This is a genomic window from Rubrivivax soli (assembly GCF_049810355.1).
GTDB lineage: Bacteria > Pseudomonadota > Gammaproteobacteria > Burkholderiales > Burkholderiaceae_C > Rubrivivax.
This window is the reverse complement of sequence record NZ_CP187368.1, coordinates 838,073-858,322: the sequence shown is the minus strand read 5'-3', so window position 1 is coordinate 858,322 and position 20,250 is coordinate 838,073. Positions and strand designations below refer to the sequence as shown.

At 70.9% G+C, this 20,250-nt stretch carries 19 protein-coding genes, 1 tRNA gene and 1 riboswitch; of the genes, 8 read left to right on the top strand and 12 right to left on the bottom strand.

Features of this window, described 5'->3' with window-relative positions; genetic code table 11:
* Positions 1 to 214: 214 nt before the first annotated feature.
* The 8 genes from ACPOLB_RS03710 to ACPOLB_RS03675 form a co-directional block, all read right to left on the bottom strand.
* Positions 215 to 290, bottom strand: a tRNA-Asn gene (locus tag ACPOLB_RS03710).
* A gap of 46 nt (positions 291 to 336) precedes the next feature.
* Entirely contained in the window at positions 337 to 2,490 is a 2,154-nt protein-coding gene (locus tag ACPOLB_RS03705; protein WP_425259957.1) for a TonB-dependent siderophore receptor, read from the bottom strand.
* Positions 2,491 to 2,559: 69 nt separating this feature from the next.
* Positions 2,560 to 2,664: riboswitch (TPP riboswitch) on the bottom strand.
* Between the two features lie 36 nt (positions 2,665 to 2,700).
* Positions 2,701 to 3,801: an NAD(P)/FAD-dependent oxidoreductase gene (locus tag ACPOLB_RS03700; protein WP_425259956.1), complete on the bottom strand. Its 1,101-nt coding sequence runs from the start codon at positions 3,799 to 3,801 to the stop codon at positions 2,701 to 2,703.
* 10 nt (positions 3,802 to 3,811) lie between these two features.
* On the bottom strand, positions 3,812 to 4,135 hold the full coding sequence (gene fdxA / locus ACPOLB_RS03695) for a ferredoxin FdxA (protein ID WP_425259955.1): 324 nt from the start codon (positions 4,133 to 4,135) through the stop codon (positions 3,812 to 3,814).
* A gap of 72 nt (positions 4,136 to 4,207) precedes the next feature.
* Positions 4,208 to 4,954: a uroporphyrinogen-III C-methyltransferase gene (cobA, locus tag ACPOLB_RS03690; RefSeq protein ID WP_425259954.1), complete on the bottom strand. Its 747-nt coding sequence runs from the start codon at positions 4,952 to 4,954 to the stop codon at positions 4,208 to 4,210.
* Positions 4,954 to 5,697: a phosphoadenylyl-sulfate reductase gene (locus ACPOLB_RS03685; RefSeq protein ID WP_425259953.1), complete on the bottom strand. Its 744-nt coding sequence runs from the start codon at positions 5,695 to 5,697 to the stop codon at positions 4,954 to 4,956. Before ACPOLB_RS03685 ends, cobA begins: the two co-directional genes overlap by 1 nt.
* Before the next feature lie 22 nt (positions 5,698 to 5,719).
* Positions 5,720 to 6,097: a DUF934 domain-containing protein gene (locus ACPOLB_RS03680; protein WP_425259952.1), complete on the bottom strand. Its 378-nt coding sequence runs from the start codon at positions 6,095 to 6,097 to the stop codon at positions 5,720 to 5,722.
* A 14-nt stretch (positions 6,098 to 6,111) separates the two neighbouring features.
* Positions 6,112 to 7,839 carry a nitrite/sulfite reductase gene (locus ACPOLB_RS03675; RefSeq protein ID WP_425259951.1) on the bottom strand — a complete coding sequence of 576 codons (1,728 nt, stop codon included), beginning with the start codon at positions 7,837 to 7,839 and terminating at the stop codon, positions 6,112 to 6,114.
* 119 nt (positions 7,840 to 7,958) lie between these two features.
* On the opposite strand from ACPOLB_RS03675, the gene ACPOLB_RS03670 reads away from it, so the two are divergent.
* Positions 7,959 to 8,894, top strand: a complete 936-nt coding sequence (locus ACPOLB_RS03670; protein WP_425259950.1) for a patatin-like phospholipase family protein — start codon at positions 7,959 to 7,961, stop codon at positions 8,892 to 8,894.
* A 115-nt stretch (positions 8,895 to 9,009) separates the two neighbouring features.
* On the opposite strand, the gene ACPOLB_RS03665 is transcribed toward ACPOLB_RS03670, so the two are convergent.
* The gene (locus ACPOLB_RS03665) at positions 9,010 to 9,567 is read right to left on the bottom strand and encodes a phasin family protein (RefSeq protein WP_425259949.1); all 558 of its coding nucleotides are present in this window, start codon (positions 9,565 to 9,567) and stop codon (positions 9,010 to 9,012) included.
* Between the two features lie 166 nt (positions 9,568 to 9,733).
* Between ACPOLB_RS03665 and ACPOLB_RS03660 the strand changes: the two genes are divergently transcribed.
* Genes ACPOLB_RS03660 through ACPOLB_RS03630 form a run of 7 tightly spaced genes read left to right on the top strand, consistent with a single transcriptional unit; the run spans position 9,734 to position 16,635 of the window.
* On the top strand, positions 9,734 to 10,681 hold the full coding sequence (locus ACPOLB_RS03660; protein ID WP_425259948.1) for a histone deacetylase family protein: 948 nt from the start codon (positions 9,734 to 9,736) through the stop codon (positions 10,679 to 10,681).
* Positions 10,678 to 11,130 (top strand): acyl-CoA thioesterase, encoded by a 453-nt coding sequence (locus tag ACPOLB_RS03655; RefSeq protein WP_425259947.1) that lies wholly within the window; start codon positions 10,678 to 10,680, stop codon positions 11,128 to 11,130. Before ACPOLB_RS03660 ends, ACPOLB_RS03655 begins: the two co-directional genes overlap by 4 nt.
* Before the next feature lie 21 nt (positions 11,131 to 11,151).
* Positions 11,152 to 11,850 carry a nitroreductase gene (locus tag ACPOLB_RS03650; RefSeq protein ID WP_425259946.1) on the top strand — a complete coding sequence of 233 codons (699 nt, stop codon included), beginning with the start codon at positions 11,152 to 11,154 and terminating at the stop codon, positions 11,848 to 11,850.
* A gap of 2 nt (positions 11,851 to 11,852) precedes the next feature.
* Positions 11,853 to 13,262 (top strand): sodium:proton antiporter, encoded by a 1,410-nt coding sequence (locus tag ACPOLB_RS03645; protein ID WP_425259945.1) that lies wholly within the window; start codon positions 11,853 to 11,855, stop codon positions 13,260 to 13,262.
* Between the two features lies 1 nt (position 13,263).
* Positions 13,264 to 14,256: a 2-hydroxyacid dehydrogenase gene (locus ACPOLB_RS03640; RefSeq protein ID WP_425259944.1), complete on the top strand. Its 993-nt coding sequence runs from the start codon at positions 13,264 to 13,266 to the stop codon at positions 14,254 to 14,256.
* Between the two features lie 11 nt (positions 14,257 to 14,267).
* On the top strand, positions 14,268 to 15,461 hold the full coding sequence (locus tag ACPOLB_RS03635; RefSeq protein ID WP_425259943.1) for a DNA recombination protein RmuC: 1,194 nt from the start codon (positions 14,268 to 14,270) through the stop codon (positions 15,459 to 15,461).
* Complete coding sequence (locus ACPOLB_RS03630; RefSeq protein WP_425259942.1) at positions 15,454 to 16,635, top strand: MFS transporter; 1,182 nt, start codon at positions 15,454 to 15,456, stop codon at positions 16,633 to 16,635. Before ACPOLB_RS03635 ends, ACPOLB_RS03630 begins: the two co-directional genes overlap by 8 nt.
* 6 nt (positions 16,636 to 16,641) lie before the next feature.
* Here ACPOLB_RS03630 and ACPOLB_RS03625 read toward each other — a convergent pair whose 3' ends face one another.
* From ACPOLB_RS03625 to folD, 3 genes are read right to left on the bottom strand one after another with little or no spacing between them, the layout of a single operon-like run.
* Positions 16,642 to 17,298 carry a glutaredoxin family protein gene (locus ACPOLB_RS03625; protein ID WP_425259941.1) on the bottom strand — a complete coding sequence of 219 codons (657 nt, stop codon included), beginning with the start codon at positions 17,296 to 17,298 and terminating at the stop codon, positions 16,642 to 16,644.
* 32 nt (positions 17,299 to 17,330) lie between these two features.
* Positions 17,331 to 19,367 carry a M3 family metallopeptidase gene (locus ACPOLB_RS03620; RefSeq protein ID WP_425259940.1) on the bottom strand — a complete coding sequence of 679 codons (2,037 nt, stop codon included), beginning with the start codon at positions 19,365 to 19,367 and terminating at the stop codon, positions 17,331 to 17,333.
* Positions 19,364 to 20,218, bottom strand: coding sequence for a bifunctional methylenetetrahydrofolate dehydrogenase/methenyltetrahydrofolate cyclohydrolase FolD (folD, locus tag ACPOLB_RS03615; RefSeq protein ID WP_425259939.1), 855 nt, complete (start codon positions 20,216 to 20,218; stop codon positions 19,364 to 19,366). Before folD ends, ACPOLB_RS03620 begins: the two co-directional genes overlap by 4 nt.
* Positions 20,219 to 20,250 lie beyond the last annotated feature (32 nt).

Genomic DNA, 20,250 nt, shown 5'->3' with positions numbered 1-20,250 from the left:
CTAGGTGCAGCCGGCCAGTTCTCGCCGGCCAATGGCAGCGAACGCCGAAACTTCAGATCAACCGCAAGGGCTTGGTCGACGCGCCAAGACAACAGCTGGGGCCGATTGCCCTGGTGCCAGTACATCGGCCTCGAAACTGGCACCAGACTGGCACCAGCTCGACCCAGAAAACAAAAAAGTCAGCAGGCGCTAACCTGCTGACTCTCTGTTTACTTGGCTCCCCGACCTGGGCTCGAACCAGGGACCTACGGATTAACAGTCCGGCGCTCTACCGACTGAGCTATCGGGGAATGAGCCCATGAGTATAACCTGGGTTTCCTGGCGTTGTCACCAGCGTCACAGCGAAATGTTCAGTGAAGCATGCCAGGTGCGCGGGGCCAGCGGGTACAAGTAGGCGTGGCCGAACTGGTAGGGCGCCTCCTTCCAGGCGCGCGTGTCGAAGACGTTGTCGACGCCCAGGCGCCACACCAGGTTGGCGCCGCTCCACTGCTGGGCCTGGCGCAGACCCAGGTCGACGCGGGTCCAGCCCGGTGTGGCGATGCTGTTGTCGGGCAGCACCGCACGCCGGCCCTCGTGGCTGGCGAAGGCCAGCAGCGCCAGGCCGGGCAGGGCGCTCACGTTGTAGACCGCCTGCATCTTCAGGCTGCGCTCGGGCACGTTGGTCGGCCGCAGGCCGTTGCGCGCGGCATCGGCCCCGGCCTCGCGGCGCGCGCGCAGCACCAGCGCGCTGGCGCGCAGGCTCCACGGCCCTGCGCCCCATTCGGCTTCTGCTTCCAGGCCGGCATGGCGCACGCGGCCGTCGGCGCGGCGCGTGCATGGCTCGGCGTCGCTGCAGTCGTCCGTGGGCAGGCCCGTGCTGTCCTGGATGTCGCTCCACTGCGGGCGCTGCGTGTCGAACCACGCCAGCTGCCAGGCCATGCGGTCGCTGCGGTGCTTGATGCCGGCCTCCCACTGCCGGCTCTTCAGCGTCGGCAGCGCCTGGCCGGCGTTGCTGTAGCGCGCCCGGTTCGGTGCCACCTCCGATTCGGCGCCTTCGCCCCAGCTGGCGTAGCCCATGAGTTGCGGGTCGAACTGCCAGGCCAGCGCGAGCCACGGGGTCGTGACGGCCTGGTCGTAGCTGGTGGGGCGGCTGCCGTCGGTGCGCACGCTGTCGCGCTCCAGCCGGGTATGGCGCAGACCCGCCCACAGCTGCCAGGCCGGTGCGAGCTGCACCACGTCCTGCACGTGCCACTCGGTGCTGCGCTCGTCGCGCTGCGTGTTCTCGTCGGTCAGCGCCGGGTCGGGCGGCACGGTGGCCATGCCATCGATCGTGCCCGTGCCCACGTAGTTGTAGGCCTGGCGCTGGTAGCGCGCGGTGTAGGAGGTGCCCAGCACGCCCACGCGCCAGCTGTGCTGCAGGCCGGCCAGTGTGTGCCTGCCGGCGAGGCTCAGGTCCGCTGCGCGGCTGGTGCGGCGTTCGCCGTCGCTGCGGAAATCGTAGAAGTCGAAGCTGCCGTCGCTGCAGTAGCGCGTGTAGTCGTTCTCGGCGCTGCAGCCGAAGGGAAACGCGATGCGGTCGTCGCTGCGCAGCGTCTGCTGCATCAGGTGGGCCGTGGCCTGCAGGTCGTCGCCGAGCGCGTGCGTGTAGCGCAGCGAGCCGGTGTCGCCGCGCAGCACCACCGGCAGCGACCAGGCCTGGTTGTTGAGGTTGATGCGCGGGTCGATGGCATCGGCGTCGGGCAGGGTGTTGCCGAGCAGGCTGAAGCCGGGAGTGCTGGGCTGGCTCTGCCGGCTGTGTTCGAGCTCCGCTTCGAGCAGACCGGCCTGTCCCAGGCGCCACTCCACCGCGCCGGCCAGCAGGTGCGACTCGCCGCGGCTGTCACGCAGCGACGGGTCCAGGCGCCGCGCGGCGGCGTTCAGGCGCCAGCCGAATGCGCTGTCCGTGCCGGCGCGGTCGCCCAGGTCGACGGCGACTCCGACCGTGCCGGGCTCGACCCAGTCCACCTGCAGCGCGCGGCGCGGTTGTGCCGTCGGCCTCTTGACCACCAGGTTCAGCAGGCCGCCCGGGGCACTGGTGCCGGCCTGGATGCCGCTGGCGCCCTTCATCAGCTCCAGTGCGGCCTTGTTGCCGGTGGGCAGCACGGTCTCGGCGTTGATGGGCAGGCCGTCGCGGCGGTAGTTGAAGCGGTTGTCCAGCGTGAAGCCGCGCACGGCCACCTGGCCCCAGTAGCCGGGCGCGTTGTAGGCGTCGGTGGTGCCGGCGTCGAGACGCGTGATGTCGGCCAGGCCGGCGATGCCGGCGTCCTGCAACTGTGCGGCCGTGATCACCGTGGCCGACAAGGGCGTGCGCGACAGCGGCACGTCACCGAAGCCGGTGACGCTGGCGCTGTTGGCAGCGCTGCGGCCGGTGACGGTGATGGTTTCCACCGCGGTCACGGTCTGCGCCGTGAGCGGTGTGCACGCAGCGGCAGCCGCGAGCGCGAGGAAGGTGTGGTGTGGAAGACGAGCCATCGTGTGCCTTGAAAGCGATGGCAGGGCTGCAAGCCGATGGGACGGTGCAAGGCGGCCGCGAGCAGGCCGGGTCCCGAGAGACTGCTTCCCTGCGCGAGCATTACCTCGATCAGGTTCAAAGGGTCTTTCTCAGTCGACCCGGTTTGCACCGGGTCAACACCCCTAGCGAAGTGGCCGCAGCGTGCGCCGCGACCGGGCAGGACTATAGCGTCAATCGAACACAGGCGATTCCACGCCCAGCACCTTGTGCAGCTTCGGGCTCGTGGTGGTGTACTGCAGCAGCACCTTCTTGTCCGGGAACACGTACGGGCTGGCACCGAAGGCGGCCAGCGCCGCCTCGTGGAAGCCGGACAGGATCAGCTTCTTCTTGCCCGGGTAGGTGTTGATGTCGCCGACCGCGAAGATGCCGGGCACCGTGGTCTCGAACTTTTCGGTGTCGACGACGATCTGCTTGCGGTCCAGGCCCAGGCCCCAGTCGGCGATGGGGCCGAGCTTCGGGCTCAGGCCGAAGAACACCAGCAGCACGTCCAGCGGCACCACACGCGTCACGGCGTCGGCGCCGGTGACCTTGATGCGCGCGAGCCGCTCGCCGTCGGTCTCGAAGCCGGTGATCTGGCCGACGATGAACTGCATCTCGTAGGCGTCGCACAGCGCCTTCATCTTCGCGACGTTCGCCGGCGCGGCGCGGAAGGCGTCGCGCCGGTGCAGCAGGATCACGCTCTCGGCCTTGTGCGGGCCGTCGGCCACGAAGTTCAGGGCCCAGTCGAGCGCCGAGTCGCCGCCGCCGACGATGACGAGGTTCTTGCCGGCGAACTGCGCCGGGTTCTTCACGCGGTAGAACAGCTGGCGCTCGTGGAAGGCCTCGATGCCGTCGACCTTCAGCGTGCGCGGCTGGAACGAACCCACGCCGCCGGCGATGAACACCGTCTTGCTGACGAACCGCGTGCCCTTGCTGGTGGCGACGTCGAAGCGGCCGTCGTCGCGCCTGGCGACCTCGGTCACTTCCTGGCCGAAGTGGAAGGTGGCGCCGAAGGGTTCGATCTGGCGCAGCAGGCTGTCGGTGAGTTGCTGGCCCGTGCACACGGGCACGGCCGGGATGTCGTAGATCGGCTTGTCGGGGTAGAGCTCCACGCACTGGCCGCCGGGATAGCCCAGAGAATCGACGACGTGGGCCTTGATCTCCAGCAGCCCCAGCTCGAACACCTGGAACAGGCCCACCGGCCCGGCCCCGACGATGACGGCGTCGGTCTCGATCGGTCCGGCGTGCGCCTGCGCAACGTCGGTGATCGCAGGGTTGGTGCCGGCGTTCATGGTGCCGGCCTCAGCGCTTGAGTTCGCCGAGCTTGTCCTTGCGGTCCTTCCACTCGTCGGCGTCGGGCAGCGGGGCCTTGCGCTTGGTGATGCTGGGCCACTTGCGCGAGAGCTCGGCGTTGAGCTTGATGAAGTGCAGCTGCTCGGTGGGCACGTCTTCCTCGGGCAGGATGGCGTTCACCGGGCACTCGGGGATGCAGACGGCGCAGTCGATGCACTCGTCGGGGTCGATCGTCAGGAAGTTCGGGCCTTCACGGAAGCAGTCGACGGGACAGACGTCCACGCAATCGGTGTACTTGCAGCGGATGCACGATTCGAGAACGACGTGAGTCATGGTGGGCTCGGTTGGAACAGTCGGCGCGGCAGCGGCCGACATCGGCGGCGCTGCGCGTGGGGGACACTGATTTTATGACGCGAGCTGCGGGCTCGCGGCTTGCGCTGGCGCAGGGGTGATTGCCGCCGGCAGCGGCGCGGCACCGGCGCCGACCACGACCACGGTGGGTCGGCCGGCGTGCAGCACGGCGGCGGCGGCCAGGTCGGCCAGCAGGTGGTCGCTGGAGAGCTGGTCGGGCCAGCCGGCGCGAGAGACCACGTTGACGGGCGTGTCGTGCGCCCAGCCGGCCTGCCGCAATTGCCGGCCCAGCCTGGCCAGCTGGCGGCCGGCCATGTAGAAGACCTCGGTGTCGGCACTGCGGCCGGCCTGCAACTGGCCTTCGCGCGTCATGGCCGTGGTCAGGGCCACGCTGCGGCCCGCGCCGCGGCGGGTCAGCGGGCGCTGCGTGGCAGCGGCTGCCGCGATGGCCGCGGTGACGCCCGGCACCACTTCGCAAGCGATGCCATGCGCAGCCAACGCCTGCAGTTCTTCTTCCAGGCGCCCGAAGATGCTGGGGTCGCCGCCCTTCAGTCGCACGACGACCGCGTGCTGCTGCGCGAAACGCACCAGCATGGCGTCGATGGTGGCCTGCCCGGTGCTGTCGCAGAACCCGCGCTTGCCGACGTCGATCCAGCGCGCCTGCGGCGCGTACTGGCGCAGCGCGGGATCGGTCAGCGCATCGAACAGCACCACGTCGGCCTGCGCCAGACGCTGCGCGCCGCGCACGGTGATGAGGTCGGCGGCGCCCGGGCCGGCGCCGATGAAGACCACCCGGCCCATCAGGCGGTCAGGGCTTCGGGTTGTGCCGCGGGGCGCATGTGCAGGCCGCATTCCTTGGCCGCGCCATCCTGTTCCCACCACCAGCGGCCGGCGCGGTGGTCTTCGCCGAGCGACACGGCGCGTGTGCAGGGCGCGCAGCCGATGCTGGGGAAGAACTGGTCGTGCAGTGCGTTGTAGGGCACGTCGTGCTGCTGCACGTACTGCCAGACGTCGGCCTCGCTCCAGTCGGCGAGCGGGTAGAACTTCTCGCGGCCGTCGGCGTCGATCTCGAAGAACGGCACGTTGGCGCGGGTGTCGCTTTGTTCGCGGCGCAGGCCGGTCACCCAGGCGCTGCGGCCTTCGAGCAGGCGGCGCATCGGCTCGACCTTGCGCACGTCGCAGCAGGCCTTGCGCAGATCCACGCTCTCGAACATGGCGTTCTCGCCGTGGCGGCGCACGAAGTGCAGCACCTGTTCCTGGCGCGGTGCGTACACCTGCACCTGCAGACCGTAGCGCTGCTCGATGCGCGGGATCAGCGCCAGCGTCTCGGCGTGCAGGCGGCCGGTGTCCAGCGTGGCCACGGTGATCGGCAGCTGGTGGCGGGCGATCATGTCCGTGAGCACCATGCCTTCGACGCCCAGGCTGGACGCCTGCACGATGCGGCCGCCGTGGTCTTCGGCGGCCTCGCGCAGCAGCGCGACGGCGTGCGCCACGCGGGCGTCGAAGCCGCGGGTCTTCTTGGCGTGCAGGGTGATGGCCGACATGGGGGTGCTCGACGTCCGGTGTTCAGGCGGCCTGCCGGGCGAAGACCGGGCGGTTGCCCGTGATGTCGCCCTGGTAGTGCGCGGGAATGAAGCCCAGCGTGCGCAGGGCGGTCTCGGGGTTCTGGTCGGCGCGCAGCTGCACGGCGTCGAAGCCGCAGCGGCGCAGCAGCGGCAGCATGTCGACGACGACGTCGCCGGTGGCGCGGATCTCGCCGGTGTAGCGCAGCCGGCCGCGCAGCAGCACGGCCTGCGAATAGGCGCGGCCGTCGGTCCACTTCGGGAACTGCAGCACCACCACGGACGCGGCGTGCACGGCGGCGGCCTGGGCGAGCACGTCGTCGGTGTTGGCCAGCACCAGGGCGTCGGCGGGAGCGGGGTGGTCGGTGGAGACGAATTGCATGGCGGGGGTCTACTTCAGGCGGTGGCCGCGGCGTGGCTGGCCGTGGTGCGGCGCACGGCGTCGGCCGCGGCGCGGAACGGCAGCGGGCCGATGCGGCGCGCGGTGTCGATGAAGTGCTCGCCGCTGTGGCGTTCGCGGCGGTAGGTGTCGATCACGGCTTCCAGCACGTCGGGCACCTCGTCGGCCGCGAACGACGGGCCGATCACCTTGCCCGCCACCGGCGCGCCGCTGAGCGTGCTGCCGTCGGAGCCGGCCACGGTGACCTGGTACCACTCGCTGCCGTCCTTGTCGACGCCGAGGATGCCGATGTGGCCGCTGTGGTGGTGGCCGCAGCTGTTGATGCAGCCGCTGATGTGCAGGTCGATGTCGCCGATGTCGTGCAGAACGTCGAGGTCGTCGAAGCGCTCGGTGATGGCCGCGGCCACGGGGATCGAGCGGGCATTGGCCAGGTCGCACAGATCGCCGCCGGGGCAGGCGATCATGTCGGTGAGCAGGCCGATGTTGGGCGTGGCGAAGCCGTCTTCGCGCGCGGCCAGCCACAACGCGTGCAGCTGCGATTCGGGCACCCAGGGCAGCAGCAGGTTCTGGTCGTGCGTGACACGCAGTTCGCCGGCGCTGAAGTGCTCGGCCAGCTCGGCCGCACGCTCCATCTGGTCGGCCGTGACGTCGCCCGGCGGCAGGCCGGCGCGCTTGAGCGACAGCGTCACCGCGCGGTAGCCCGGCAGCTTGTGCGCGTGCACGTTGCGCTCCAGCCAGCGCGTGTAGGCGCGCGGCGCGTCGGTCGGCGGCGTGGCGGCAGCGGCCGGCAGCGGGCCGGGCGCGGGCGTGAAGTAGGCGGCGACGCGGTCGAACTCGGCCTGCGGGATCAGGTGCTGCGGGTTGCCTTCGGCCAGCAGCGCCGCGAACTCGCGGTTCACGTCGTCGACGAACTTCTGGCCTTCGGCCTTCACCAGGATCTTGATGCGCGCCTTGTAGGCGTTGTCGCGCCGGCCGTGCAGGTTGTACACACGCACCACGGCCTCGATGTAGACGAGGATCTGCTGCCACGGCACGAAGGCGCTGAACTCGGTGGCGATCACCGGCGTGCGGCCCATGCCGCCGCCCACCAGCACGCGGAAGCCCACGGCGCCGGCGGCGTCGTGCACGAGGTGCAGGCCGATGTCATGCCAGGCGGTTGCGGCGCGGTCTTCACGCGCGCCGCTGACGGCGATCTTGAACTTGCGCGGCAGGAACGCGAATTCCGGGTGCAGCGTGCTCCACTGGCGCAGGATCTCGCAGTAGGGGCGCGGGTCAATGGCTTCGTCGGGCGCGATGCCGGCCAGCGCGTCGGTGGTGATGTTGCGGATGCAGTTGCCGCTGGTCTGGATGCCGTGCATGTCGACAGCGGCCAGCAGGTCCATCGCGTCGGCGGCGCGCGCCAGCGGGATCCAGTTGAACTGCAGGTTCTGGCGTGTGGTGAAGTGCCCGAAACCGCCGCGCTCGGTGGGCAGGCCGGCATCCTGCAGGTCGAGCTCGCGGGCGATCTTCGCCAGCTGCCGCAGCTGGCGGCTGGCCAGTTCGCCGTAGGGCACGGCCACGCGCAGCATCGGCGCGTGGCGCTGGATGTACCAGCCGTTCTGCAGCCGCAGCGCCTTGAAGTCGTCCGCAGACAGCTCGCCGGCCAGGTTGCGCTGCAGCTGGTCGCGGAACTGCGCGGCACGGGCGTGCACGAACTGGCGGTCGAAGTCGGAGTAGCGGTACATGGTGGGCAGGCGTTTGCTGAGGGTTGGACTGTAGAGAGCCGTCTTATGGTTGAAAACTACAGAGAAGTAGCTTGTTTATTCCTTATTGATCTGAAGTGCTGCTTCCTACAATCTGCCGCATGTCAAGACTCTTCTGGGCGCTGACCGTCGTGCTGCTCACGGCCTGTCAGACCGTGCCCCCCGCACCGCCGGCCGTGCCGGTGCTGCCCGAGACCCCCGCCGAGCCACCGGCACCGCCCATCACCGAGCCGCCGATCGCGGTGCCCAAGCCGCCACCGCGGCCGCCACGCATCGGGCTGGCGCTGGGCGGCGGCGCGGCACGCGGCTTCGCGCACATCGGGGTCATCCAGGTCCTGGAAGAGCAGGGCATCCAGCCGGCGCTGGTGGCCGGCACGTCGGCAGGCAGCCTGGTCGCTGCGCTGTACGCGTCGGGCAAGAACGGGCGCGAGATGGCCGCCCTGGCGCTGGCCATGGACGAAGGCGCCATCACCGACTGGGCCTTCCCGACGCGCGGGCTGATCCGCGGCGAGGCGCTGGCGCGCTACGTGCGCGAACAGACTGGCGGCCGCACCATCGAACAGATGCGGCTGCCGCTGGGCATCGTCGCCACCGACCTGGACAACGGCGCGCCGGTGCTGTTCCAGCGCGGGGACACCGGCACCGCGGTGCGCGCCTCCAGCGCGGTGCCGGCGGTGTTCCAGCCGGTGCTGATCGGCGCGCGCGAGTACGTCGACGGCGGCCTGGTGTCGCCGGTGCCGGTGCGCTTTGCGCGGCAGATGGGGGCCGACCTCGTGATCGCGGTCGACATCTCCACGCCGCCCGACGGCGCCGCCACCGGCGACGTGATGAAGATGCTGCTGCAGACCTTCGCCATCATGGGTCGCAGCATCAACAGCTTCGAACTGCGCGAGGCCGACATCGTGATGCGGCCATCGCTGGTCGGTGTGGGCAGCGCCGACTTCACGGCACGCAGGCGCGCGATCCAGGCCGGGCGCGACGCGGCGCAGGCTGCGCTGCAGGCGCTGCGCGTGCGCATCGCGGCGCTGACGCGCTGAGCGCCACCCCGCCCGCGCCGCAGCCCCACAACGACAAACGGCCCGGTCTTGCGACCGGGCCGTGCAGCAGGCGCATGGTGCGCCTGCACTCTCGACAGTCCCTGAGCGGCTGGAATCAGGCAGCGCGCTTGGCGGTCTTGCCAGCGGCTTGCGTCGCCTTCACGGCGGTGGAGGTCACGGCCTGGAAGTTGGCTTCGGCGACTTCGGCGGCCTGCTTGGCAGCCTTGTGCACGCTCTCGTAGGCGTTGTTGGCGGCGGCGACGGCCGACTTCACCAGCGCGACGGCGTTCTCGGTGCCGGCCGGGGCGTTCTTGACGGCGTTGTCGACGACCGACAGCACCTTCTTCTGGGTGTCGGCGACGGTGGCTTCGGCGACCTTCGTCACTTCGGCGCTGGTGCCGGCCATGATGTCGTACACGTGGCGGCTGTAGGCAGCGGCCTTCTCGGCGGCCGGTTGCAGCAGGCTGGCCTGCAGGGCCAGCAGTTCCTGCGCGTCCTTGACCGACAGCGCGGCTTGCGTGGTCTGGGCGGCTTCGCCCAGCGTGGTGCGCGCCACTTGCAGGTTCAGCTCGACCAGCTTCTCGACGCCTTCGAAGGCCTTGTTGGTCAGGCCGAAGAGGGTTTCGAGGTTGGCCTTGTGGGCGGCGACGACTTGTTCAGCGGTGAAGTTCATGGTGCAGTTCTCCAAGGAGGGGCAGGGTGCAGGACGGGGATTTCTCCGGGTTGCAGCACTTTTGTTGCACTGCAGCATGGGTGAAGTATAGGCAGCACGGCCACCATTGCAAGCGTTTTTTGTTGCGGCGCAGCAAAGTAGGGCCATCTTCCTAGAATGCGCCGCGATGCGCGCCTTCCACTCCGACCACTTCGTGCTGCCGCTGCCTGCCGGCCACAGCTTTCCGATGACGAAGTACCGGCTGTTGCGCGAGGCCGCGGAATCCAGCCTGCCCGGCGTGCGCGTGACCGAAGCCCCGCCCGCCAGCGACGGCGAGCTGGCGCTGGCGCACGACCCCGCCTGGATCACTGCCGTCGTGCAGGGCACCACCAGTGCCGCCCAGCAGCGCGAGATCGGCTTCCCCTGGAGCGAGCGCATGGTCGAGCGTGCGCGGCGCTCGGTGGGGGCGACCGTCGCTGCCGCGCGCACGGCGCTGTTCGACGGCGAGCACGTGGCAGCCAACCTGGCCGGTGGCACGCACCACGCCTACGCGCACAAGGGCTCGGGCTACTGCGTCTTCAACGACGTGGCCGTGGCGGCGCGCCTGATGCAGGCCGAGTGGAACCGCCGCCACCGCCGGCTGCTGCGCGTGCTGGTGATCGACCTCGACGTGCACCAGGGCAACGGCACGGCGTCGATCTTCGCCGACGACCCCACGGTCTTCACGCTGTCGCTGCACGGCGCGAAGAACTTCCCGTTCCGCAAGGAAGCCAGCGACCTCGACGTCGAGCTGCCCGACGGCTGCACCGACGCGCCCTACCTGCAGGCGCTCGACGTTGCCCTGGAGCAGGCCTTCGCGCGCCACGCGGACGGCCCGCCGGGGCTGGCCTTCTATCTGGCGGGTGCCGACCCGCACGAGAACGACCGCCTGGGCCGGCTGAAGATCAGCAGCGCGGGCCTGGCCGAGCGCGACCGCCGCGTGCTCGCGGCGCTGCAGGCGCGCCGCATCCCGGTGGCGTTGTCGATGGCCGGCGGCTACGGGCGCGACCTGGCGACCACGGTCGACGTGCAGCGCCGCACCCTGGAGATTGCGTACGCGAGCTGGCTGCGGCGGGCGGCAGAATCACCGCCATGAGCGACAGCCCCCGCCGCCCCGAGGCCCGGCCCCGCAGCCACTACCGCCACTTCAGCCCGATCCACACGCGCTGGATGGACAACGACGCCTACGGCCACGTCAACAACGTCGTCTACTACAGCTTCTTCGACACCGCGGTGAACCGGTATCTCATCGAGGCCGGCGCGCTGGACATCCACCACGGCGCCGTCATCGGCCTGGTGGTCGAGACGCACTGCAACTACTTCGCGCCACTGGAGTTTCCGCAGCTGGTCGAAGCCGGCCTGCGCGTGGCGCACGTCGGCGCCTCCAGCGTGCGCTACGAGGTCGGCCTGTTCGCCGCCGGCGCGCCTGCCACCGCGGCGGCAGGGCACTTCGTGCATGTCTACGTCGACCGCGCCAGCCGCCGCCCGGCACCGCTGCCGGCCCCCTTGCTCGCCGCGCTGCAATCCCTGCGCGACCCCGCCTGACCCCGCCCGGCCCACGACCCCATGACCATCACTCCCGAGACCACCGCTGCGGTCGACGCCGCGATCACCTCGCGCCACTCGATGCGCGCCTTCCTGCCCACGCCCGTGCCGCGCGAGACCGTGCTGCAGATCCTGGACGTGGCTGCGCGTGCGCCCTCGGGCACCAACACCCAGCCCTGGAAGGTGACCGTGCTGACCGGCGGCGCCAAGCAGCGGCTGTCGGCGGCGATCCGCGCCGCGTACGACGATCCGGTCGAGCGCGCGCGCCACACCGAGGCCTACAACTACTACCCCACCGAGTGGGTCTCGCCCTACATCGACCGCCGCCGCAAGGTCGGCTGGGACCTGTACGGGCTGCTCGGCATCGCCAAGACCGACAAGGCACGCATGCACCTGCAGCACGCGCGCAACTACGACTTCTTCGACGCGCCGGTCGGGTTGATCTTCACCATCGACCGCATCCTGCAGCAGGGCAGCTGGCTCGACTACGGCATGTTCCTGCAGAACATCATGGTCGCCGCGCGCGGGCGCGGCCTCGACACCTGCCCGCAGGCGGCGTTCACGCAGTTCCACCGCCTCATCGCGGAACAGCTGGCGCTGCCGGCCGGCGAGACCGTGGTGTGCGGCATGGCGCTGGGCCACGCCGATCCGGCAGCGGTCGAGAACACGCTGGTCACCACACGCGAGCCCGCCGCCGCCTTCACACGTTTCCTGGAGTGACCATGTCCCTGGCGATCCGCCGCGGCCTCGCTGCCGCGTCCCTGCTGCTGCCCGCGTGGGCTGGTGCCGCCGACATCGACGGCGCCGCGCTGTCGGCGTGGTGGGGCATCCCGTTCGCCGGCGTGCTGCTGTGCATCGCGCTGATGCCGCTGCTGGCCACGCAGGTCTGGCACCACCACTTCGGCAAGATCACCGCAGGCTGGGCTGTGGCCTTCCTGCTGCCGTTCGCCGTCGTCTTCGGCCCCGGCGTGGCCGGCGGCGCGCTGGTGCATGCCCTGCTGGCCGAGTACATCCCGTTCATCGTGCTGCTGGTGGCGCTGTACACCGCGGCCGGCGGCATCTTCGTGCGCGGCAACATCCACGGCAGCCCGGCCACCAACGTCGCCATCATGGCCGTGGGCTCGGTGCTCGCCAGCCTGATGGGGACCACGGGTGCGTCGATGCTGCTGATCCGGCCGCTGATCCGCGCCAACGACAACCGCAAGCACGTGGCGCATGTCGTCGTGTTCTTCATCTTCACCGTCAGCAACGCCGGCGGCTCGCTGACGCCGCTGGGCGACCCGCCGCTGTTCCTGGGCTTCCTGAAAGGCGTGGACTTCTTCTGGACCCTGAAGCACATCTTCCCCGAGACGCTGCTGCTGCTGGGTGCGCTGCTGGCCATCTTCTACGTCATCGACAGCTGGTACTACCGCCGCGAAGGCGTGATGCCGGTCGACCCCACGCCCGACACGCCGCGGCTGGGCCTGGAAGGCGCCGTCAACTTCCTGCCGCTGGCCGCGGTGGTGGCGCTGGTGCTGATGAGCGGCACCTGGAAGCCGGGCGTCGTGTTCGACGTCTTTGGCACGCCGGTGGAACTGCAGCAGATCGTGCGCGACGTGCTGCTGGTGGGCGTGACCTTCGTCTCGCTGGCGATCACGCCCAAGGGCGTGCGCGAGAAGAACCAGTTCTCCTGGGCGCCGATGCAGGAGGTGGCCAAGCTCTTCATCGGCATCTTCCTGACGATGATCCCGGTGCTGGCGATGCTGAAGGCAGGCGAGCAGGGCGCCTTCGCCGCCGTCACCCGCGCGGTCACCGGGCCCGATGGCCAGCCGCTGCCCTGGGCCTACTTCTGGTTCAGCGGCGTGCTCAGCAGCTTCCTCGACAACGCGCCCACCTACCTGGTGTTCTTCAACCTCGCCGGTGGCGACCCCGCGGTGCTGATGACCACGCTGGCCGGCACGCTGGCCGCCATCTCGGCCGGTTCGGTGTTCATGGGCGCCAACACCTACATCGGCAACGCACCGAACTTCATGGTCAAGGCCATCGCCGAGGACCGCGGCGTCGCCATGCCCAGCTTCTTCGGCTACATGCTGTGGAGCGGTGCCATCCTGCTGCCGCTGTTCGCCCTGATGACCTTCATCTTCTTCGTCTGACATGCCCGCCCAACCCGCCATCCTGGTCGCCCGCGCCGTCTTCCCCGAGACGGTGGAGCGCCTGCGCCAGCACTTCGACGTCGAGCACAACCCCGACGACACCATCTACACGAAGGCGCAGCTGATCGAGCGGCTGCGCGGCAAGGCCGGCGCCTTCACCACCGGCAGTGAGCGCATCGACGCCGAGGTGCTGGCCGCCAACCCGCAGCTGCGCGTGGTGGCCAACATGGCCGTGGGCTACAACAACTTCGACATCGCCGCCTGCACCGCGGCCGGCGTGCTGGCCACCAACACGCCCGACGTGCTGACCGAGACCACGGCCGACTTCGGCTTCGCGCTGATGATGGCCACCGCGCGCCGCATGGCCGAGAGCGAACACTTCCTGCGCCGCGGCGAGTGGACGCGCTGGGCCTACGACATGTTCACCGGCAGCGACGTGCACGGCGCGACGCTGGGCATCCTGGGCATGGGCCGCATCGGGCAGGCCATTGCACGCCGCGGCGCCCTGGGCTTCGGCATGCGCGTGATCTACCACAACCGCAGCCGCCTGCCGGCCGAGCAGGAAGCGCCGATCGGCGCCCGCTACGTCGACAAGGCCACGCTGCTGCGCGAAGCCGACCACCTGGTGCTGGTGCTGCCGTATTCGGCCAGCAGCCACCACGCCATCGGCGCGGCCGAACTGGCGCAGATGCAGCCCACGGCCACGCTGACCAACGTGGCGCGCGGCGGCATCGTCGACGACGCGGCGCTGGCCGCGGCGCTGCGCGAGCGGCGCATCGCCGCCGCGGGCCTGGACGTGTTCGAAGGCGAGCCGGCCGTGCACCCGGAGCTTCTAACGCTGCCCAACGTCGTGCTGACGCCGCACATCGCCAGCGCCACGGTCGCGACGCGGCGCGCGATGGCCGAGCTGGCGGCCGACAACCTGATCGCCGCACTGACCGGCGGCACGCCGCCGACGCCGATCAACCCCGAGGTGCTGGCCGGACGGCGCTGACACAATCGCGCATGCCCGATTGGTTGGTCCCGGCGCTGCTGGCGCTGTGTCTGCTGCTGCTGGTGTGGATCGCGCTGCGGCGCCCCGATGACGCTGCGCTGCAGCGGCTCGAGGCCGAACTGCGCGACGAGCTCGGGCGCCAGGGGCAGGCCGGGCGTGACGACCTGGCCAATTTCCAGCGCTTGCTGCTGGCGCACAGCGGCGAGCAGGCGCGCACGCAGAACGAACAGCTGCGGCAGCTGGCCGAGGCCACCGAGCGCCGCCTGCTGGCGCTGCAGGTCGGCAACGAGCAGAAGCTCGACCAGATGCGCGCCACGGTCGACGAGAAGCTGCACGCCACGCTGGAACAACGCCTGGGCGAGAGCTTCAAGCAGGTGGCCGACCGGCTGGAGCAGGTGCACAAGGGCCTGGGCGAGATGCAGGTGCTGGCGCGCGACGTCGGCGCGCTGCACCGCGTGCTGAGCAACGTGAAGACGCGCGGCATCTACGGCGAGGTGCAGCTGGCCGGCCTGCTGGAGCAGGTGTTCACGCCCGAGCAGTACGCCACCCACGTCGCCACGGTGCCGGGCAGCAGCGAGCGCGTGGAGTTCGCGCTGCGCCTGCCGGGCCAGCGCCAGGACGGCGCGCCGCTGTGGCTGCCCATCGACGCCAAGTTCCCGCGCGAGGACTACGAGCGCCTGCTCGACGCACAGGACCGCGCCGACGCGCCGGCGGCCGAGGCGGCGTCGCGTGCCATCGAAACCCGGTTGCGGCTGGAGGCACGCAGCATCCGCGAGAAGTACGTTGCGCCGCCGCACACCACCGATTTCGGCATCCTCTTCGTGCCGACCGAAGGCCTGTACGCCGAGGCGCTGCGCCGGCCTGGTCTGCTGGAGGCGCTGCAGCGCGAGCACAAGGTGATGCTCGCCGGCCCGACCACGCTGCTGGCCACGCTGACCAGCCTGCAGATGGGCTTTCGCACGCTGGCGCTCGAGCAGCGCAGCGCCGAGGTCTGGGACGTGCTGGGCGCGGTGAAGACCGAGTTCGGCCGCTTCGGCGAGGTGCTGGCGAAGACCAAGAAGAAGCTCGACGAGGCCAGCAGCAGCATCGACGCCGCCGAGGTGCGCACGCGCGCGATGGCGCGGCAGCTCAAGGGTGTGGAAGCGCTGCCCGAGGCCCGTGCGCTGCAGCTGCTGCCCGGCCGCGAGGACGCGGCCGATGGCTGAGCAAGCCCGCGAGGGCCGTGTGCTGGTGGCCTTGATCGCCGGGCAGCTGGGCCTGCACTCGGCGATGGCCGGCCTGCGCATGGCCGCGCCGCTGCAGGCGCTGCGCGAGGGCTACAGCGCCTGGGCCGTGGGCCTGCTGCTGGCGCTGTTCGCCGCCGCGCCGGTGGTGCTGGCCTTGCATGCCGGCCGCCTGGCCGACCGCCACGGCTACCACCGGCCGGTGCGCATCGCCGCGGCGCTCACCATCAGCGGCATGGCGCTGGCGGTGCTGTCCACGTTCATCGCCGGCGTGCCGCACTTCGTGCTGCTGTGCCTGGCGGCCACGCTCACCGGCTCGGGTGCCAACATGGGCATGCTGACGATCCAGCGCAGCGCCGCGCTGGCCGCGCGCGACGCCACCGAGCGCGTGCGCATCTTCAGCTGGCTGGGCATCGCGCCGTCGTTCTCGAACGTGGTCGGTCCGGTGTCGGTGGGCTTCGTCATCGACGCCGCCGGCTTTGCCGCGGGCTACGGCCTGCTGCTGCTGCTGCCGCTGGCCACGCTGTGGTCGGCGCGCAGCGTGCCGGTGCAGCCGCCGCCACCGGCGGTGGCCGCGCGACCGCGCGGCACGGCGTGGGACCTGCTGGCCGCACCCGGCATGCGCCGGCTGCTGCTGGTGAACTGGCTGCTGTCGATGTGCTGGGACGTGCACAGCTTCGCCGTGCCCATCCTGGGCCACGACAAGGGCTTCAGCGCCTCGACCATCGGCCTCATCCTCGGCGCGTTCACGCTCTCGGTCACCGGGGTGCGGCTGCTGATCCCGCTGCTGGCGCACCGGCTGCGCGAGGCGCAGGTGGTGGGCGGGGCGATGCTGGGCACGGCCGTGGTGTTCGCGCTGTACCCGCTGGCGCCCACGCCGGGGTGGATGGCGCTGTGCGCGCTGGCGCTCGGCCTCACGCTGGGCTGCGTGCAGCCGATGATCATGTCGACGCTGCACCACATCACGCCCGACCAGCGCCACGGCGAGGCGCTGGCGTTCCGCTCGATGTCGATCAACGCGTCGAGCACGCTGATGCCGCTGCTGTTCGGCGCCGCCGGCACGGTGGTCGGCGCGGCGGTGCTGTTCTGGGTGGTGGGGGCGGCCGTGGGCTCGGGGGCCTGGCTGGCGCGCCGCCTGGGTGTGCCCCAGGCCTGAGCCGCGTCAGAACTTGATGTCGGGCTGCGGCGCCGCGCCGGGTTCGGCCTCGGGCTCCGCTGCGGGCGCCGGCGCTGCGGCCGGCTCGGCGGCGCGCGGCGGGCGCTGTGCCGTCGTGCGCTCGACCAGCGGCGTGGCCGCGGGCGCCTGGTAGCTGGCGGGCAGGCGTGATTCCTTCGGGTAGCCGGCCACGTCCAGGAAGGCCGTCCACTCCGCCTGCGACAGGCCGCGCAGCACCTGGCGGCCGATGGTCAGCGACGGCACGGTGCGGCCGCCGACCGCGCGCTCGAGCGCCGCGGTGTCGTCGTCGCTGGCGACGCGCTTCTCGGTGAACGGCACGCCGCGCTGCTGCAGCAGCAGCCGGCCGCTGTCGCAGGGCGGGCAGTCGGCCGCGGTGTACAGCGTCACCGGGTAGCGCGTGGCCACCTGGCGCAGGTCGAAGGGCAGGCCGGTCTCGGTCGCGGCGGTGGCCGTGCCGCTGCGGCTGAGCGGCGTGACCTTGTTGGTGGTGGCCACGGGCGGCCGGTCGGTGTAGGTGATGCTGCCGTCGGGCCCGACCACCTTGTACAGCGCCAGTGCCGGTGTGGCCGCCAGGGCCAGCGCGGCTGCGGCCAGCCAGCGGGCGGGGTTCTGGGCGGCGCGGGGGTGGTGCGGCGTGTGCATGGCTGGAATCTAGCCGAGTTCCGCGCCGGTGCTCAAGCCATGCCTTGGTGCCGCAGCAACGCGTCGATGCGCGGTGCACGGCCGCGGAAGGCGATGAAGCTTTCCAGCGCCGGCCGGCTGCCGCCGACTTCGAGGATCGACTCCATGTAGCGCCGGCCCGTGGCGGCGTCGAACAGGCCCGCTTCCTCGAAGGCGCTGAAGGCATCGGCCGACAGCACCTCGGCCCAGGCGTAGCCGTAGTAGCCCGCGGCGTAACCGCCGTCGAAGATGTGGCCGAAGCTGTGGGCGAAGCGCTGGAACGGCGGCTTCGCGGCCACGGCGATCTCGGCATGCACTTCGTCGGCAATGGCCTGCACCCGCGAGGCGGTGCCGGGTTCGGCGTGCAGCCGCATGTCGAACAGCGCGTACTCGCAGTGGCGCAGCATCTGCAGCCCGCTCTGGAAGTTGCGCGCCGCGACCATCTTGTCGAACAGGGCGCGTGGCAGCGGCGCGCCGGTCTGCACGTGCGCCGACAGGGTGGAGAGCACCTCCCATTCCCAGCAGAAGTTCTCCAAGAACTGGCTGGGCAGCTCGGCCGCGTCCCACTCGACGCCGGAGATGCCGGCAACCGCCGCCTCGTCCACGCGTGTCAGCATGTGGTGCAGGCCGTGGCCGAACTCGTGGAAGAGCGTGATCAGGTCGTCGTGCGTCAGCAGCGCGGGCTGGTCGCCCACCGGCGGCGCGAAGTTGCACACCAGGTGCGCCACGGGCAGTTGCAGCCCGGTGCCGTCGGGGCGGACCCAGCGCGCGCGCACTTCGTCCATCCAGGCGCCGCCGCTCTTGCCGTTGCGCGCGTACAGGTCGACGAAGAAACCGGCCAGCGGCTCGCCGCCGCGTTCGACATGGAAGTAGCGCACGCTGTCGTGCCAGACCGAGGCCTCGCCGGGACGGATGCTGACGTCGAACAGCGTCTCGACCAGCCGGAACAGGCCCTGCAGCGCTCGCGGCTCGGTGAAGTACTGCTTGACCTCGTCGCTGCTGAAGGCGAAGCGCGCCTGCTTGAGGCGTTCGCTGGCAAACGGCCGGTCCCAGGCCTGCAGGTCGAGCATGCCGAGCTCGCGGGCCGCGAAGGCTTCGAGTTCGGCCAGGTCGCGTTCGGCGTGCGGGCGCGCGCGCTGCGCGAGGTCGCGCACGAAGGCCAGCACCTGCTCGGGCGACTCGGCCATCTTCGCCACCAGCGAGACCTGCGCGTAGTTGGCGTGGCCGAGCAGCGCGGCCTCTTCCTGGCGCAGTTCGACCAGCTCGCGCATCAGCGCGCTGTTGTCGAGCTCGGGCGGGCCGAATTCGCTGGCGCGCGTGACGTGGGCGCGGAACAGCTGCTCGCGCAGCGCACGGTTGGTCGCGTACTGCAGCACCGGCAGGTAGACCGGCGCATGCAGCGTCAGCTTGTGGCCGGGCTGGCCCTCGGCTTCGGCCGCAGCACGCGTGGCCGCCAGCACGTCGGCGGGCACGCCGTCGAGCGCTTCGGTGTCGACGAACAGCGCGAAGCCGTCGGTCGCGTCGAGCACGTGTTCGCCGAACTGCTGCGACAAGGCCGCCATGCGGTCCTGCAACTGCGCGAAGCGCACGCGTGCCGCGCCCTGCAGTTCGGCGCCCCCGAGCACGAAGTCGCGCAGCGCGTCGGCCAGCGCCTTGCGCTTGGCCGGCGACAGCCGCGCTGCGGCCGGGCTGGCCGCCACGGCCTTGTACTTGGCGTACAGGCGTTCGTCGGCGCCCAGGCGGGTCATGAACTCGGTGACCCGCGGCAGGTTCTCGGTGTAGGCCGCGCGCAGCGCAGGCGTGTCCACCACCGACTGCAGGTGGCCCACCGCACCCCAGCCGCGGCGCAGCCGCTCCACGGCCACGTCGAGCACCGCCGACAGCGCGTCGTAGTCGGCAGGAACGCCGTCGCCCACGGCGGCCTGCAGCGCTGCATCGGCGTCGGCCAGCAGCGTGTCGATCGCAGGCGTGACGTGCTCGGGGCGGATCTCGGCGAAGCGCGGCAGGCCGCGGGTGTCGAGCAGCGGGTTGTCGGGGGTGGCGTGGCTCATCGTGCGCTCCGTGCCGCGGCTGCTTCCGCAGCCTGCAGCGTGTTCAACAGCAGCATGGTGATCGTCATCGGGCCGACGCCGCCGGGCACCGGCGTGATCCAGCCCGCCACCTGCTGCACGGCCGCGGTGTCGACGTCGCCGCAGAGCTTGCCGTCGTCGTTGCGGTTCATGCCGACGTCGATGATGACTGCACCCGGCTTGACCATGTCGGCCGTGAGCGTGTTGCGCCGGCCCACGGCCGCCACCACCACGTCGGCCTGCCGCGTGTGGTGGGCCAGGTCGGGCGTGGCGCTGTGGCACACGGTGACGGTCGCGTTGGCCTGCAGCAGCAGCAGTGCCATCGGCTTGCCGACCGTGTTGCTGCGGCCGATGACGACCGCGTGCTTGCCGCGCAGGTCGATCCCGGTGCTCTCGATCAGCTTCATGCAGCCCCAGGGCGTGCAGGGGCGCAGGCCGGGCAGACCGGTGAGAAGCTCACCGGCCGACAGCACCGAGTAGCCGTCCACGTCCTTGGCCGTGCTGATGGCGGCGATGACCTGGTGCGGGTCGATGTGCCGCGGCAGCGGCATCTGCACCAGGATGCCGTGGATCGCGGGGTCGGTGTTCAGCGCCGCGATGCGCGCCAGCAGGTCCGCCTCGGACAGCGTCGCGTCGTACTGCTCCAGCACCGAATGGAAGCCGGCTTCGGCACAGGCCTTGACCTTGTTGCGCACGTAGACCGCGCTGGCCGGGTCGTCGCCGACCAGGATCACGGCCAGGCCGGGCCGGTGCGGCAGGCGCGCGGCGCGCATGGCGGCCTCGGCGCGGAGGGTCTTCGACAGCGCAACGCCGTCGATGAGTTGCGCGGTCATGTCGGATCCAGTCTCGTCCATCTGGCTGGAGC

Excerpts from the sequence above, each read along its gene's own strand:
- ACPOLB_RS03705 (WP_425259957.1), bottom strand. The coding sequence starts at position 2,490 with ATGGCTCGTCTTCCACACCACACCTTCCTCGCGCTCGCGGCTGCCGCT.
- ACPOLB_RS03700 (WP_425259956.1), bottom strand. The coding sequence starts at position 3,801 with ATGAACGCCGGCACCAACCCTGCGATCACCGACGTTGCGCAGGCGCAC.
- fdxA (WP_425259955.1), bottom strand. The coding sequence starts at position 4,135 with ATGACTCACGTCGTTCTCGAATCGTGCATCCGCTGCAAGTACACCGAT.
- cobA (WP_425259954.1), bottom strand. The coding sequence starts at position 4,954 with ATGGGCCGGGTGGTCTTCATCGGCGCCGGCCCGGGCGCCGCCGACCTC.
- ACPOLB_RS03685 (WP_425259953.1), bottom strand. The coding sequence starts at position 5,697 with ATGTCGGCCATCACCCTGCACGCCAAGAAGACCCGCGGCTTCGACGCC.
- ACPOLB_RS03680 (WP_425259952.1), bottom strand. The coding sequence starts at position 6,097 with ATGCAATTCGTCTCCACCGACCACCCCGCTCCCGCCGACGCCCTGGTG.
- ACPOLB_RS03675 (WP_425259951.1), bottom strand. The coding sequence starts at position 7,839 with ATGTACCGCTACTCCGACTTCGACCGCCAGTTCGTGCACGCCCGTGCC.
- ACPOLB_RS03670 (WP_425259950.1), top strand. The coding sequence starts at position 7,959 with ATGTCAAGACTCTTCTGGGCGCTGACCGTCGTGCTGCTCACGGCCTGT.
- ACPOLB_RS03665 (WP_425259949.1), bottom strand. The coding sequence starts at position 9,567 with ATGAACTTCACCGCTGAACAAGTCGTCGCCGCCCACAAGGCCAACCTC.
- ACPOLB_RS03660 (WP_425259948.1), top strand. The coding sequence starts at position 9,734 with ATGCGCGCCTTCCACTCCGACCACTTCGTGCTGCCGCTGCCTGCCGGC.
- ACPOLB_RS03655 (WP_425259947.1), top strand. The coding sequence starts at position 10,678 with ATGAGCGACAGCCCCCGCCGCCCCGAGGCCCGGCCCCGCAGCCACTAC.
- ACPOLB_RS03650 (WP_425259946.1), top strand. The coding sequence starts at position 11,152 with ATGACCATCACTCCCGAGACCACCGCTGCGGTCGACGCCGCGATCACC.
- ACPOLB_RS03645 (WP_425259945.1), top strand. The coding sequence starts at position 11,853 with ATGTCCCTGGCGATCCGCCGCGGCCTCGCTGCCGCGTCCCTGCTGCTG.
- ACPOLB_RS03640 (WP_425259944.1), top strand. The coding sequence starts at position 13,264 with ATGCCCGCCCAACCCGCCATCCTGGTCGCCCGCGCCGTCTTCCCCGAG.
- ACPOLB_RS03635 (WP_425259943.1), top strand. The coding sequence starts at position 14,268 with ATGCCCGATTGGTTGGTCCCGGCGCTGCTGGCGCTGTGTCTGCTGCTG.
- ACPOLB_RS03630 (WP_425259942.1), top strand. The coding sequence starts at position 15,454 with ATGGCTGAGCAAGCCCGCGAGGGCCGTGTGCTGGTGGCCTTGATCGCC.
- ACPOLB_RS03625 (WP_425259941.1), bottom strand. The coding sequence starts at position 17,298 with ATGCACACGCCGCACCACCCCCGCGCCGCCCAGAACCCCGCCCGCTGG.
- ACPOLB_RS03620 (WP_425259940.1), bottom strand. The coding sequence starts at position 19,367 with ATGAGCCACGCCACCCCCGACAACCCGCTGCTCGACACCCGCGGCCTG.
- folD (WP_425259939.1), bottom strand. The coding sequence starts at position 20,218 with ATGACCGCGCAACTCATCGACGGCGTTGCGCTGTCGAAGACCCTCCGC.